The 14,640-nt window shown below is 65.7% G+C and carries 11 protein-coding genes; 2 read left to right on the forward strand and 9 right to left on the reverse strand.

Annotated features, from left to right (window positions below; genetic code table 11):
- The 5 genes from BBIA_RS14845 to BBIA_RS13290 all read right to left on the reverse strand — a co-directional run.
- Nucleotides 1-1,138: Mur ligase family protein (locus BBIA_RS14845; protein ID WP_274518577.1), on the reverse strand; the 1,138-nt coding region annotated here is incomplete at its 3' end.
- A 22-nt stretch (nt 1,139-1,160) separates the two neighbouring features.
- Entirely contained in the window at nt 1,161-2,588 is a 1,428-nt protein-coding gene (gene dnaB, locus BBIA_RS05340; protein WP_033494439.1) for a replicative DNA helicase, read from the reverse strand.
- 339 nt (nt 2,589-2,927) lie between these two features.
- Nucleotides 2,928-4,136 carry an AAA family ATPase gene (locus tag BBIA_RS13285; protein ID WP_051923817.1) on the reverse strand — a complete coding sequence of 403 codons (1,209 nt, stop codon included), beginning with the start codon at nt 4,134-4,136 and terminating at the stop codon, nt 2,928-2,930.
- A gap of 16 nt (nt 4,137-4,152) precedes the next feature.
- A complete protein-coding gene (pnuC, locus tag BBIA_RS05350; RefSeq protein ID WP_238548449.1) occupies nt 4,153-4,980 on the reverse strand; it encodes a nicotinamide riboside transporter PnuC in 828 nt (275 codons plus the stop codon).
- Between the two features lie 287 nt (nt 4,981-5,267).
- Nucleotides 5,268-5,780: an NUDIX hydrolase gene (locus BBIA_RS13290; protein ID WP_051923818.1), complete on the reverse strand. Its 513-nt coding sequence runs from the start codon at nt 5,778-5,780 to the stop codon at nt 5,268-5,270.
- A gap of 638 nt (nt 5,781-6,418) precedes the next feature.
- Between BBIA_RS13290 and BBIA_RS05360 the strand changes: the two genes are divergently transcribed.
- Nucleotides 6,419-7,861, forward strand: a complete 1,443-nt coding sequence (locus BBIA_RS05360) for an MATE family efflux transporter (RefSeq protein WP_051923819.1) — start codon at nt 6,419-6,421, stop codon at nt 7,859-7,861.
- A gap of 97 nt (nt 7,862-7,958) precedes the next feature.
- Here BBIA_RS05360 and BBIA_RS05365 read toward each other — a convergent pair whose 3' ends face one another.
- The 4 genes from BBIA_RS05365 to ftsY form a co-directional block, all read right to left on the reverse strand.
- Nucleotides 7,959-9,791, reverse strand: a complete 1,833-nt coding sequence (locus BBIA_RS05365; RefSeq protein WP_033494401.1) for a [protein-PII] uridylyltransferase family protein — start codon at nt 9,789-9,791, stop codon at nt 7,959-7,961.
- 226 nt (nt 9,792-10,017) lie between these two features.
- A complete protein-coding gene (locus BBIA_RS05370) occupies nt 10,018-10,356 on the reverse strand; it encodes a P-II family nitrogen regulator (RefSeq protein ID WP_033494400.1) in 339 nt (112 codons plus the stop codon).
- Nucleotide 10,357: 1 nt separating this feature from the next.
- Nucleotides 10,358-11,641: an ammonium transporter gene (locus BBIA_RS05375; RefSeq protein WP_033494399.1), complete on the reverse strand. Its 1,284-nt coding sequence runs from the start codon at nt 11,639-11,641 to the stop codon at nt 10,358-10,360.
- Nucleotides 11,642-11,922: 281 nt separating this feature from the next.
- Nucleotides 11,923-13,323 (reverse strand): signal recognition particle-docking protein FtsY, encoded by a 1,401-nt coding sequence (gene ftsY, locus BBIA_RS05380; RefSeq protein WP_033494398.1) that lies wholly within the window; start codon nt 13,321-13,323, stop codon nt 11,923-11,925.
- A gap of 597 nt (nt 13,324-13,920) precedes the next feature.
- On the opposite strand from ftsY, the gene BBIA_RS05385 reads away from it, so the two are divergent.
- Nucleotides 13,921-14,613: a TetR/AcrR family transcriptional regulator gene (locus tag BBIA_RS05385; protein ID WP_081892066.1), complete on the forward strand. Its 693-nt coding sequence runs from the start codon at nt 13,921-13,923 to the stop codon at nt 14,611-14,613.
- The last annotated feature ends 27 nt before the right edge of the window (nt 14,614-14,640 follow it).

A 14,640-nucleotide genomic window follows, 5' to 3' on the forward strand; every position in this document is an offset into this window, starting at 1 on the left:
GGGCGGACGCGTCGGCCTGCACCGCGCGCACGACGGCGAGCGCGGCGGCCGCGTTGTACAGGTTGTACACGCCTTCGAGCCTGACCGTAGTGGAGCGCGGTGCCGATTCGCCGGCAAACAGGAAGTCGGCCTCGTGATCGCCCACGCGGGTGAGTGTCACGTCGGCGGGGAGCCGCCGCTCGCCGGAAATGCCAGAAGTGCCAGTTCCATCATTGGGTGTGAACGAACGATCCGGAGCGCTGTTTTCGGGGCCGGAACCACCTGCCTCTCCCCCAGTCGGCTGCGCCGACAGCCCCCTCGTCAGGGGGGGCCGAGAAGCACCGGGCTCCCCCGTCGTTCCGGCATCGTGCACGGCGCCGGCGTCCGCCGGGACACTGTTCGCAGCATCGTCCTCGACGTCTGCCGCAGCACCGCTCGCAGCACCGTCAGCAGCCCCTTCCACGGCCACGGTCGTCGCCATGTCGTCGTCGGACGGGAAGAACGAGCGCAGATCGTCGCCCAAGCCGAAATACCGAACGGAAGCACCCGGCTGATGCACGAGCTCGGCCAGTCGCGCGATGCGCGGATCCTCGCGGTTCAAGACCACCGTGCCGGTCGTCGCCGCGGCCACGTGGCCGAGCAGCCGCGCGGTGTTGTCGATTTCGCCGAACCGGTCGAGCTGGTCGCGCATCACGTTGAGCAGCAGCGCATAGCGGGGACGCACCTGCCGCACGAAGTGCACGGCGTACGCCTCGTCCAGTTCGAGCACGGCGATGTCCGCGTCGAGCCGGCCGCCGAGCGACACCGTTTGCAGCAGCGCGGAGACGACACCGCGCGTGAAGTTCGATCCGGTCGGATTGGTGAACACGCGCAATCCCAGGTCGGACAGCATGGACGCGACCATGCGCGTGGTCGTGGTCTTGCCGTTCGTGCCAGAGACGAGCACCACGCCGAGCGGCAGTTGTGCGAGCGTTCGCGCGAGGAATCCCGGGTCGATCTGTTCGACGATCTTGCCGGGGAACGCCGATCCGCCGTGCTTGGTGACGCGGGCCGCCGCGCGCACGAGCTTGCCGATCGCGGGCGTCGCGAACGAATTCCACGTCCTGTTGGCCATGCTGTCGGCTCCGCCGTTGCCCCCGTTGGCGGCCCCGCTGGTCATGTCGGTCTTGTTGCCGGCCATATCACACCCCCTGATTCGCGTTGTAGTCCTGCGGCATGTCCTTGAACTTGGACGTGGCGCCCAGGAACGCCAGATGGAACGTTTCGGTCGGACCGTTGCGATGCTTGGCCATGATGATGTCGGCCTCGCCCGGCCGGTCCTCCTTGTCGTAGAAGTCCGGTCGGTGCACGAGGAACACCACGTCGGCGTCCTGCTCGATCGAGCCGGATTCACGCAGATCCGACAGCTGCGGCTTCTTGTCGTTGCGCATTTCCGGGCCGCGGTTCAGCTGCGAGAGCGCCACGACCGGCACTTCGAGCTCTTTGGCGAGCAGCTTGAGCGCACGCGAGAATTCGGAGACCTCCTGCTGGCGGCTTTCGACGTGCTTGCCGGACGTCATGAGCTGCAGGTAGTCGATCACGACGAGCTTTAGATCATTGGTCTGCTTGAGCCGGCGACATTTCGCGCGGATCTCCATCAGGCTCATGTTCGGCGAGTCGTCGATGAACAGCGGCGCGTTGCGCATCTTGTCCCAGAAGTTGTTGAGCGTCGTCCAGCGTTCCGGCGTCAGGTTGTCGTCGTCGGCGCGGCGCAGCGCGACGAGCGGAATGTTCGTTTCTGCCGAAATGATGCGCTGCGCGAGCTCGACCTTGCTCATCTCCAAGCTAAACACGATCGACGTGAGCCCGTGGTGCAGCGCGGCCGCGCGCGCGAAGTCGATGCCGAGCGTCGACTTGCCCATGGCCGGGCGTCCTGCGACGACGATCATCTGGCCGGGCTGCAGGCCCTGCGTCACGTCGTCGATGTCGCGGAAGCCGGTCGGCACGCCCTTGTTGACGAGTCCCTGCTGCAGCTTGTCGAGCTGGTCGAGCGCGTCGTGCACGACCGGGCCGATCGCCGTGTAGTCCTGACGCACCTTGCCGACGCTCATCTCGTACACTTCGGCCTGCGCGAGATTGACGACGTCCTCGGCCTGCGATCCCTCCGCCGAATAGCCGAGCTGCGCGATCTTGGTGCCCGCCGCGATCACGTTGCGCAGAATCGCGCGCTGATGCACGATTTCCGCGTAGTACGTGGCATTCGCGGCGGTCGGCACGGACGCGACGAGACTGTGCAGATAGTCCGCGCCGCCGACCTTGTCGAGATCACCGTCGGCGAGCAGCTTGTTCGCGACGAGCACCACGTCGACCGGCTGCGACGCGGAGAACAGCGTGATGATCGCGTCGTAGATCGTCTGATGCTTCGGCTGGTAAAAGTCGGCTTCGTCGATCATCTGCGACACTTCGCCGATGGCGTCCTTGCTCATCAGCATGCCGCCGAGCACGGCCATTTCCGCGTCGTCGTCGTGCGGCGGCACGCGGTCGAACAACGCGTCGCGCACGGGCGCGCCTGCACCGCCGTTGTCCGACGATTCGGGGCGGCTGTCTTCCCAGTTGGTTCCTTCTGCCATAGTCCCCGAGTATAGATTGCCCCCGGCACCCCATGCTGCGTTACCTTGCAGAGAACCCGCCCCCCCCCCCGCTCGGGCCGGATGCGTTACCTCGCCGAGGTCTTTTCGCGCGTAGTGGGGAGAATGTCACGCCAATCCCCTCCGTTGCGTGACATTTTCCCCACTACGCGGCTCATGCTCTCTCCGATGTCACTCTACGGACACTTTTTGCGTGACATCGGAGAGGGTATGGTACGAGTACTGGCGCGGATGCAACGGATAGGTTTCCGCATGGAAAACAGCACAGGCCCAGTTCCCGGGATTGTTGAGTGAGCAATCCCGGGAACCGAGTCCCCCAACTCAATTCCTCGGCGTGAACCCGGTGCGCTCCCCGATCACGCGGATCGCGTGCGCGTCGCGCTCGGCGAAGGTCCTGTCGTCCAGCAGGACCACCCGGTCCGCGTATGGCGACTCGTTCAGCACGTCCATGAGCGTTTCATGGAACTTGTACCGGTCGGACGCCCACTGCATCGCGCGGAACCCGTCGTCCACGTACTCGGTAACCGGCGGGATCACGAGCACCAGGTCGGGCCGTTCCTGCCGAATCACCATGTCGAACGTCGAGTCGAGCCGCGCGGCCTCCTCCGGCGGCAGGTAGCGCTTCACGTACGTCTTGGTCACCATTGCGTCGGTGTCGAGGAAGACGATGCCGTGGTTCGCGTCCGAGGCGAGCGCCTGCTCGTTCTGCGCGAATTTGCTCAGAATGAGCCGCTGATAGTCGAACGCGGTCAGCTCGTCGTCGTCCACGTTGCGCGCCTCTTCGAACTCGCGCGCGTATTCGACGGCGATCGGCGCGTCGAACAGCTTCGACAGTCGCGTGACCATGGTCGTTTTGCCGACGGACGCGCTGCCGACGACGAGCACGACGGTCGTGAATTCGCGGCGGAACGTGTGATTGATGACCGGCCAGTACTTGCGATTGTGCGGATCGTCGCAGATCGTGCGCTGCAGGTCGTCGGAGCCGGCGACGAAATCGCCGACGCTCCAGCGGACGCGTTCGGACGACACGGCTTGCGTTTGCCCGTCGACTGCCGCGGCCGCCGCGGGTGACGACGATGCCGACGATGCAGTTTCGGCCGCCGGCCACACGTTGCGCAGCGTGCGGTCGACCGCGGTGATATCGGTCACGACGGTGATCTCGCGAGCCGCGGACGGATCGGCCAGTGCGGACAGCGCGACATCCTGCAGCCGCTTGATCCACGCGGGCGCGTCGACCGTTGCGGCTTCGTCGGACCAGATGAGTTTCTTCGGGCTGATCGCAGGATCGTCGTTGAACGCTTCGCGCAGATAACGGTACCGGTTGCGCGCGCTCAGGCCGGTGAGCGAGTCGAGGCCGATGCCGTCGGCCGGGTCGGGGCGCGAGGCGAGTACGAGGATCACGCCGTCATAGTGCGAGGCGAGATCGTAAATACGCTGTTCAAGGCCGACGTGCAGCGGGCTGAAGCGGCTGACGAGAACAGCAAAATGCGAGCCGGCGAGCGGCGCGGTGGACAGGTTGCAGCTGGGCATGGCGGGACGGCTTTCCTCAGGCCTGCGCGGCGGCCGTGCGCGCGGACTGGGCGCCGAGCTGCTCGGCCTTCTCGGCCGCGGCGGAGACGCTGTCCTTGTGGAACCAGACCCACGTGCCGTAGAAGCCGTTGACGAGCATGACGACCTGCAGCACGAACATGGACATCGCGCCCGGGCCGCCAGCGGCGAGCTGGTTCCACCAGATGACGACCTTGATGACGTCGAGCAGCAGCCATGCGATCCACTGCGAACGGTAGCCGTACGTCATGAGCACCTGGCCGATGATACCAAGCGGCAGCAGCGTGCCGTCGAGCCAGATCTGCACGCCGCCGGTCGCGTGCGAGGTGAACACGACGATCAGGTAGACGGCGACGGTGAAGACGGCGGCGAGCAGGCCCTGCCACCAAGTGATGTTGCGAGCCTTGACCTCAGCGGAGCCGACGGCGGACGAGTCGGAGCCGGCGGCCTGCTGGCGGTCGAGCTGGCGCTGCCAGACGTACACGCCGACGAACTGCATGATCACGTAGAAGATCTGCGAGAAGATGTCGCCGACGAGGTGGTTCATGACGGCGACCCACAGCCAGGTCGCGCAGCCGAGGAAGCCCCACAGGTAGTTGGTCAGGCGGCCGCGGTCGACGAGGATGAGGTTGAAGACGATGCAGATGCCGGAAACGAGGCCGATCCAGTCGGCGGCGGTGTAGGAGCCTGCGAAGATGAAGGAGATGATCTGCGCGAGCAGCATCACGCCGATCAAAGTGAATTCGCCGGGCTTGAAGTCCAGCAGTTCGCGCGCGACGCGCTTGGGGTCGACGGCGTTCTTCACGCCGTTCATCAGATCGTTCATAACGGTGCCTCTCTGTTCTTTCCCTCCGGGCACGCGGCGCAGGTGCGCGTCGCAGGTTTGCCCGGGTCAAGCTTTCGTGGCGCAGGCGGGCTGGCGAACGCTTGTAGCGTCGCCGTCCGCCGCGCGGTCCAAACAGAGGCGCGCAACGGTGTTGCAGGTGTTGCGCCGCCCCTTTCCGGACGTTACCGTTACGCTATACCTACATATGGTCAATCTGACTATTACTCACGTCCACTCATCCGCAATGCGGAATTGGCGGGAAACGCCGGCTCAGTCGAACGACCGAATCAGCGATACTTTTCCGCGATGTCCGGGTCGACGGCGTTGAAGTGCTCAAGCGCGATGAGCACGAGCGGCGAGGCGTTACGCTCGTTCATCGCGATCTTCGCGACGTAGCGATAGTCGGCGTCACCCTCGTACATGGACTTCTCGTCGGGCACGTCCACCACGCAGCGCGCAATCTCGCAAGTGTGCACCAGCTTGCGCACGCAGGCGTCCGACTCCGCGGCCAGACCGTCCTTGGCCTCCGCCGCATCGCCCTCCGCAACCGGCTCCGTTTCGCCCACGCGGGTGATCAGGTATTCGTCGCCGTACAGCAGCTGCGCGCCGGTCTGCTCAGCGATCGCGCGCTTCAGCGTCTCGTCGCGGTTCTCGCCCGGCAGCTGCCCGCCGCCCGGCAGATCGTATTTGCCGGCGTACGGGCCGTCCTTGCGCACGATCACCAGCAGCTTGTTGCCGGTCGGATCCTCAACGTATCCGTACACGCCGTGGTAGTACTCAACATCCTTGCCGTCACTCATCTCAGGTCCTTTCCTATGGCCCGTCTCAATCATGCCACCGCACCCGGCGCGACGCACCAGCTCAGGCCAAACCGCGCGCCGAATCGAGTGAATTGCTCGTGAACAGGATCCCGACCTCGCCGCCTGCGCAACGACTGCGCAACGCTCGCGCCCACGCCGATGCGACCCGCAACGTAGCGACGAACATTACCGCACATATGTCACCCTGCGTTCACCTTGCCGACGCGGGCACGACACGCTCGGATTGCTGCGATGTGGATAACTGAAATCGAGTTATCCACATTTCGGGGATAATTCGGTGGGTAATCCACCAAGTTATCCACATATTGGGGATAACTCTGTGCATAACTTGGGGATAAGTTGGGGACAACGTGTGGACGACCGAGCGTGCGTGAGACCGCGATTTGCACGCACGACCTCGCTGTGATATAAGTCATGGCCACTCGCCGTCACGCCGTAAACCGCACATCGTCCATGTGCGATTTGCCGCAATCGCCTGCACTATGCGAGCACCCTCGACACGCTCTCCCGACTCCGGTCATCCGCGCACGTATCCGTCACGCACCCTGCGCCCATCCGGCCAATCAGGCAAGACCACGAGCCAAATCCAGCCGACGGCCCGAGTACGGTAGGACATCATGAGCACGCACACGAATCAGGACAACCACGCCGACGACCACGCCGCGGACGTCGCCGGCACGGACGAAAACGCAACGGCCGCGCTCGCATCCACCTCAGGCATCGCGGCGGACGCCACCGTCAACCGGCGCATCCTCGCGCTCGCGCTGCCCACGTTCGGCCAGCTCATCGCCGAACCGACGTTCGTCCTCATCGACACAGCCATCGTCGGGCACATCGGCGACGCGGCACTGGCCGGACTGTCGATCGGCTCGACGATCATCCTCACCGCGGTCGGCCTGTGCATCTTCCTCGCGTATTCCACTACCGCGCAGGTCGCGCACCTGTTGGGCGCGGGCCGCCGGCGCGAAGGTTTGCAGGCCGGCATCGACGGACTGTGGCTGGCGCTCGGCATCGGCGTCGTGCTGGGCGTCGGCCTGTTCGCCGGCGCGGAACCGCTGTGCCGGGCGCTCGGCGGGCGCGGCGACGTGCTCGATCAGGCCGTCGCATACACGCGCGCGATCGTGCTCGGCGCGCCCGGCATGCTGCTCGTCTACGCAACGAACGGCATTTTCCGCGGATTGCAGAAGGTGCGCATCACGCTGATCGCCGCGGTGAGCGGGGCCGTGCTCAACACCGTGCTCGAAGTGCTGTTCGTGATCGTGCTCGGCTGGGGCATCACGGGATCCGGCGCGGCGACGCTGATCGCGCAATGGTATATGGGACTTTTCCTCACGGTTCCAGCGATGCTGTGGGCGAAGGCGGACGGTGCGAGCCTGCGACCCCGACTGGAAGGCATTGCGGCGGCGGGCGGCGACGGACTGCCGCTGTTCGTGCGCACGTTGGCGATCCGCGCGGCGATGGTGGCGACCGTGGCGTGCGCGGCCCGCATGGGCACGTCCGTGCTGGCCGGGTTTCAGGCGGTGAATTCGTGCTGGAACTTCGCAATGAACATGCTCGACTCCGTGGGCATCGCCGGACAGGCACTCGTGGCGACGGCGCTCGGCGCGGGCGGGGGCACGGGGCGCGCACAGGCTCGTCGGCTGACCGCGGCGACCGGACACGCGGGATTAACTGTCGGCGCGCTGATCGGAGTCGCGTTCACGATAATCGGCCTATTCGCCGGCCACGTCTTCTCCCCCACGCCGGCCGTGCAGCTGCTCGTGGCCGCCGGCATGGTGACGATGGGTGTGTTCTTCCCGCTCCAAGGCTGGATGATGGCGATCGACGGCATCCTGATCGGCGCGCGCGACTACCGGTATCTGGCCGCGACCTGCACGGCCACCGCCGCGGCGTACATCCTGCTGGTTCTCGCGCTGGCCGACGCGGCCACGGTCACACCGGTTCTGCCGAACGATCTTGCCCGCACGGTCGCTCTGTGGACGTTGTTCAACCTCGTGCTCATGGGCGGACGCGGCCTAGCCAATGGCCTGCGCGTCCGCACCGACCGCTGGATGCGTTGATCCGCGCCGCAGTCATCGTTCAATCACCGCTCGGGCAAAACGTTCGATCACCGCGCCGCAGACACCGCTCGATCACCGATCAACCGCCGCTCAATCATCACTCAATCATGGCCGAACGCGCGGCCGCGTACACGCCGCGAACGACCGCTTCGCGCCACCGCGACCAGCCGTACTGCTTGGTGAGCTGCTCGCCGGCCGTGGCGCCGAGCGAAGAACCGTCGGCGCGCGTCAGATCATAGAGCATGTCGAGCAGCGCGCGGTCGCCGTTCACACGCGCGGCCAGTTCCGCGCCAGTCGCCGGATCATTCGGGTCGCGCCCGGTGGCGAACTCCGACAAGGTCAGATGCTCGCGCACGAGCAGCGTCGCCCATTCCACGATGTCCGGCGCGTAGCCCATGCGCCGCAGGATCACCGGCACGTGCTTCGCACCCTCCGCCGCATGGTCGGTCACGAACGGGCGCTTGCCGATGTCGTGTAGCAGGCCGGCCAGCAGCAGCGCCGCATAATGCGCCTCGTCGTACTGCCGGCCCGACGCGGCCGACACCCGTTCCAGCCGCGAGACGACCTCGACGCTGTGCCGGTCGATAGTGTAGCGGTGCGCGGCGGACGCGCTCGGACGGTTGCGGATGCCGAGCCATTCAGGCATCCAGCGGCCGGGGATGTCCACAAAATCGATTTCATCCCACACGCGCATGAGTTCGGACCCGCTGGCGAGCAGCCGCACGAACAGGTCGCGCGTCTCCCCGCTCCACACCGAGTCGCGAATCGGCGCGTGACGCATGTTGGCCAGCGTGGCCGGGTTGATCGGCAGCTTCGATTCCGCCGACGCGACGGCCGCGCGCAACGGCAGGGCCGCGTCGCGCGCCGGGTCGACGCCGGGAGCCAGCACCACTTCGCCCTCGTGCGAGACGATGCCGGGCGCAAGCACGTCGAATTTCGGGGCTTCGCGCTTGCCGCCGGCTCGCGGGTTCATCATCTGGAAGAACGAAAACCGCGGTTTTTCGTGCGTGATCGAATGCTGCGCGCGCGAGGCGGTCGAGTCGAGCGCAAACGCGATCTGTCGGCCGAGCCGCGCAAGCCTTGTCTGCAGATCGTCGATGGAGCGCGCCTCACGTTCTCCTTCGGGCAGGGTCGGGTCGGCGAAGCCGAGCATCGCCGCAACCTTCGCCTGATACGGCGTGAGCAGCAGGTTCGTGTCCTTGTTCGCGGCCAGATGGATGCAGTCACGCACGTCGAGCAGCGCTTCGACCGCGTCGTCATACGCACCGTGCGGGCGGTCGGCCAACCACGACGCGGCGAGCGCGGAGACGAGCACGGAGTCGCGCAGGCCGCCGCGCGTTTCCTTGATGTCGGGCTGGTTGAGGTAGGGCAGGCGGCCGAATTCGTCGAGTCGTTTCTGCGCGGAGTCGAGTAGTTCGGGCAGGCGTTTGCGCGCGGCCTTGCGCCAGCGTTCGAGTATGGACGCGGCCGTGTCGGCGATGAGCTGCGTGTCGCCGGCGATCGGGCGCACGTCGAGCCAGCCCATGGCGGCCGGCAGGTCCTTGTCGGTGACGGATTCGCACTGTTGGCGCGTGCGCACGGAGTGGTCGAGGTCGAGTCCGGAATCCCACAGCGGATACCAGAGCTTGTTGGCGAGGTCGTTGAGCTGGCGGTCGTTGAGCGCGTGCGATTCGTAGATGATGACGAGGTCAAGGTCGGAGCTGGGGCCGATCTGGCCGCGGGCGAGCGAGCCGACCGCAGCGAGGCCGACGCCCTTGGCCGGCACGTCGAACGGGACCGCGTCGACCGCTTCGGCCCACAGTCTGGTCAGGCAGTCCATCGCCAGATCGGTGCGCGCCTTGCGTTTGGCCGCACCGTCGCGGTAGATGCCGTCCGGATCGGGCTGGCTCATCGCCATGAACCGCGCTTTGAGTTTGTCGACCGCCGACATATCGATCCTTTCCAGTGCGCATGTTCGCACATGATGCGTCATGTCGAGCGAGGTATCAGCCGAGTTGAAGAATCCTTTAATGCGTTTTGCGACAAGAGATTGCTCCGCTCGCTACGCTCGGTCGAAATGACAAGAAGTATGAAAAATCCCCGCACGGCGCAAGGCGCGTGCAGGGACCTGTCTTATTGATAACCCGAGCCGTAACCGGCGACCCGGGCCGATTTGATCAGATCGCGGCGGATCCGGTTTCGCCGGTGCGCACGCGGGTCACGGAGTCAAGCGGAGCGACCCAGACCTTGCCGTCGCCGATGGTGCCGGAGCCGGCGGACTTGACGATCACGCCCACGAGCGTGTCCGCGTCGGCATCGTCGGAAAGCACTTCGATGCGGATCTTCGGGATCAGGTCCACGGTGTATTCGGCACCGCGGTAGACCTCGGTATGGCCGCGCTGACGGCCGTATCCGTTGGCTTCCGAGACGGTCAGGCCGTGCACGCCTGCGGCGGCGAGCGCCTCCTTGACGTCGTCGAGCTTATGGGGCTGGATGATAGCGGTGATGAGCTTCATCTCACCTCACCTCCTTGAGAACAGAGCTGGCGGTTCCAGCAAAATCGTACGCGCGTTCGCCCTGATCGGCGAGGTCGATTCCACCGACCTCCTGGGCTTCGGTGACGCGCCAGCCGACGGTCTTCTCGAGCGCGAAGGCGATGATCGCGGTGATCACGCCGGAGTACAGGATCGCGACGAGCGCGATGATGATCTGCACGACGAGCTGCTTCCAATCGCCGCCGGCCAGCAGGCCGGTGCCTTCGCCGAAGAAGCCGATGAGGACGGTGCCGGTCAGACCGCCGACGCCGTGCACGCCGACCACGTCGAGCGAGTCGTCGTAGCCGAGCTTGAACTTGAGACCACAGGCGAGGCAGGTCAGGATGCCGACGATCGCGCCGAGCACGATGGCCCACAGCGGGGAGACGACATCGGCGGCCGGGGTGATGCCGACGAGGCCGGCGACCATGCCGGAGGCCGCGCCGATGGCGGTGTAGTGGCCGGTGCGGATCTTCTCCGTGAAGCCCCAGGAGAGCATGGCGGCCGCAGCCGCGGCGGTGGTGGAGACCCACGCGTAGCCGGCGGTGCCGTTCGCACCGAACGCGGAGCCGGCGTTGAAGCCGAACCAGCCGAACCACAGCAGGAACGCGCCGAGCATGACGAACGGGACGTTGTGCGGGCGGATCGGCTGCGTGCCGAAGCCCTTGCGCTTGCCGATGATGAGCACGATGATGAGCGCCGCGACTGCCGCGTTGATGTGCACGACGGTGCCGCCTGCGAAGTCGTGCGCGGCCGCACCAATGGCCTGCGAGATCGCGCCGTCACCGGAGAGCAGACCGTGGTTCCAGACCATGTGCGCCATCGGCGCGTAGTCGAACGTAATCCACAGGGCGACGAAGATCATCCACGTGCTGTACTTGACGCGCTCGGCGATGGAGCCGCAGATCAAGCCGACGGTGATCATCGCGAACGTCGTCTGGAACGCGACGTCGATGCTGCCCGGATAGTTGCCGGACGTGTTGGCCGCGCCGAACACGCCGTCCGTAGCAACCATCGAATCCTTGAGCAGGAAGCCGGTGGCGGGATCACCGAAGATGCCGCCGATCGACGTGCCGGCGTAGGCGATCGACCAGCCCCACAGGGTCCAGATGATCGCGGTGACCGACAGCGCGGCCGCCTCCAGCATGAGCATGTTCAGAACGGCCTTGGCGCGAACCATGCCGCCGTAGAAGAACGCCACACCCGGCGTCATGAGGAAAACCAAGGACGCGGATGTCAACATCCATGCAGCATTTCCGGTGTCCATGCCAACCTCCCTCTCTTTTCTTTCGTCTTGTCCGCCGGCCCGTTGCCCGAACCGGTCGGATTGTCTCGTTATTGCCGTCCCCCGTGGCGGGGGCTAACACAACGGTATGGAACGCCCGCCGCGTTTTCTGTAGGTTACGGGAGGTTACGCGCATGTAAAACGCAGCGGGCGGGCGTCGGCGCGCGCGATTCGGCGAATCGGCGCCGCACCGCGGTTTGACACGAAAAAACGTCCGCCCCCGACTGAGGGAGCGGACGTTTCAGGATGTGGCCGGAACGCGGTCAGGCGAGAATGCCGTCGACGAAGCCTTCCGGGTCGAACGGCGCGAGGTCGTCGGGGCCTTCGCCGAGCCCGACGAGCTTGACCGGCACGCCGAGCTCCTTCTGCACGGAGATCACGATGCCGCCCTTGGCCGAACCGTCGAGCTTGCTCAGCACCACGCCGGTGATGCCGATCGCCTCGGCGAACACCTTGGCCTGGGTCATGCCGTTCTGGCCGGTGGTCGCGTCGAGCACGAGCAGCACTTCGTCGACCGGCAGGTTCTTTTCGGTCACGCGCCGGATCTTGCCCAGCTCGTCCATCAGGTTCGCCTTGTTCTGCAGACGTCCGGCTGTGTCGATGATGAGCACGTCGGCGTTGGCTTCCTTGGCCTTGGCGCTCGCTTCGAACGCGACGGACGCCGGGTCGGCGCCGTCCTTGTCGGAGCGCACGACGGGCACGTTCACCTTCGCGCTCCACGTTTCGAGCTGGTCCGCGGCGGCGGCGCGGAACGTGTCGGCCGCGCCCATGACGACCTGCTTGCCGTCGGCGACGAACAGTCGCGCGAGCTTGCCTGCCGTGGTCGTCTTGCCTGTACCGTTGACGCCGACCATGATGATGACGGACGGCTTGTTCGCGCCCGGCTTGTTCACGTTGAGGCGGCGGTCCGTGTCGCGTCCGACAAGGTCGAGCAGTTTCTCGCGCAAGCTGGCGCGGACGTCGGCCGGATCGGCCTTGCCGGTGATGCGGGCGTCCTTGCGCAGGTCGTCAACGAGCTGTTCGCTGGCTTCGGCACCGACGTCGGCGAGCAGGAGCGTGTCCTCGACGTCCTCCCAGTCGGCCTCGGTGAGGTTGTCCTTGGCGAGGATATTGAACAGGGCCTTGCCGAACGGGTTGGAGCTGTTCGCAAGCTTTGCCTTGAGCCGCTGGATGCGCGAAAGCGTCGATTCGGGCTTTTCAGCCTTGGGTTTGGCGGGTTCGGCCGGAGCCGGGGCGGGGGCCGGAGCGGGCTGCTCGGCGGCGGGCTTCGCGGATTCGGCGGGCGCGGTCTGTTCGGCCGGTTCCGGTTGTTCCGGCTGTTCCGATGCGGGCTTGGCGACGGCCGGCGTGGACGGCTTAGACGGAGCGGACGGAGCCGCGGATTCGGCGGTCGGTTCCGGCTCGGGCTTCTTGGCGGAGGGGCTCGCAACGGGTTTCGCACCAGCCTCTTCGGCCTGCTTGCTTTCGGTCTTCGCGGCCTGAGCCTTGGCGGCTGCGGCACGTTCGGCCGCGGCCTTCGCTTCGGCGGCCTGCTGGGCCCGACGGGCTTCCTCCGCGGCGGCGGACTGCTTGGCGGAACGGCTCTTGACCACTCCCCATGCAATCAGCGCCACGACAACGACAGCCACGACGGCCACAATGCCGATGATCATATTGGTATCCATGCTCCCAGCCTAAAAACCGCAACGGACAGCCGAAAACCAGCGCAATCCCTCCCAAACCGGCATCCGAACAAACCATCGCGCACCGCAATCAGACCAGCACCAAGCCGGCTCTCCGTATTTTGGTGTGTATGGCACGCGTGCCTGTTGTATCGGAATCGCGCTGTCGCGCGATGCTGTGTTGTTGGCGGCGCGTAGCGCCGCAGACGCTCCCCCAGTCACGCTGCGCGTGGCAGCCCCCTCAGCCGAGGGGGCCAAGAGCTACCGCCAGCATCACCGGCGTTACAACCATTCGGGGCGCGGCAGCGATGGCTGCTGCTGGGAATGCTGGATTGCGCGAGAGCGCAATACCGTTTCATCGCGCGCAGCGCGATGCTGAGATTGTGCTCTTGCGCAATCTCACGACAACACAGCATCGGACGCACGAACAGTGCGGACGATACCGATACCACAGAGCCACACTTCACCGAACCCACCCATACACACCAAAATACGAAAAACTGCCGAACCACTCCCCGGTCCGAGCCGTTCCCGCCAATCGCCCGATTCGGCCACGGCGGGCGCGCAACTACACTGGAGCGCATGGCCAATACTTCACGTATGACATCACTCCAGCGCCGCGAACAGCTCATCCAGGTCGGGCGCGCGCTGTTCGCCGCCAAGGGGTTCGAGGCGGTGAGCGTGGAGGAGATCGCCGCAAGCGCGAAAGTGAGCAAGCCGATCGTCTACGAGCATTTCGGCGGCAAGGAGGGCCTGTACGCAGTGATCGTCGATCGCGAAATGCAGACGCTAACCAGTACGATCACGGCCACGCTCACCGATCCGGACATGCATCCGCGGCAGATCGTCGAACGCGCGGCGCTCGCACTGCTCACGTACATCGAACAGAACGCGGACGGATTCCAAGTGCTCGTGCGCGACTCGCCGAGCACCGATCCGGCCGGATCGTTCAGCTCGCTGCTCGGCGACATCTCGCTGCAGGTCGAGGACCTGCTCACGGCCTCGTTCAAACGGCAGAAACTGTCGGTCAAAGGCGTGCCGTACTACGCGCAGATGCTCGTCGGCATGATCGTCTTCACCGGCCAGTACTGGGCCGACCGACCGAAGGTCAGCAAGGAGCAGCTCGCCGCATATATCGTCGATCTCGCGTGGCACGGCCTGTCGCGACTCGATTCCAAGCCGGCGCTGCGGTTCGAGGGCAAGCGGGCGCATAATCATCCCGCAACGGACACGGCGGACGAAGCAGACTCGGCCGTTCACGCCACGGAACGTGCGGATCCGGCCGAAGCCTAGCGTCAGATAAGACGCTGGTGCTAGCTT

This window comes from Bifidobacterium biavatii DSM 23969, from assembly GCF_000741165.1.
GTDB classification, from domain to species: domain Bacteria; phylum Actinomycetota; class Actinomycetes; order Actinomycetales; family Bifidobacteriaceae; genus Bifidobacterium; species Bifidobacterium biavatii.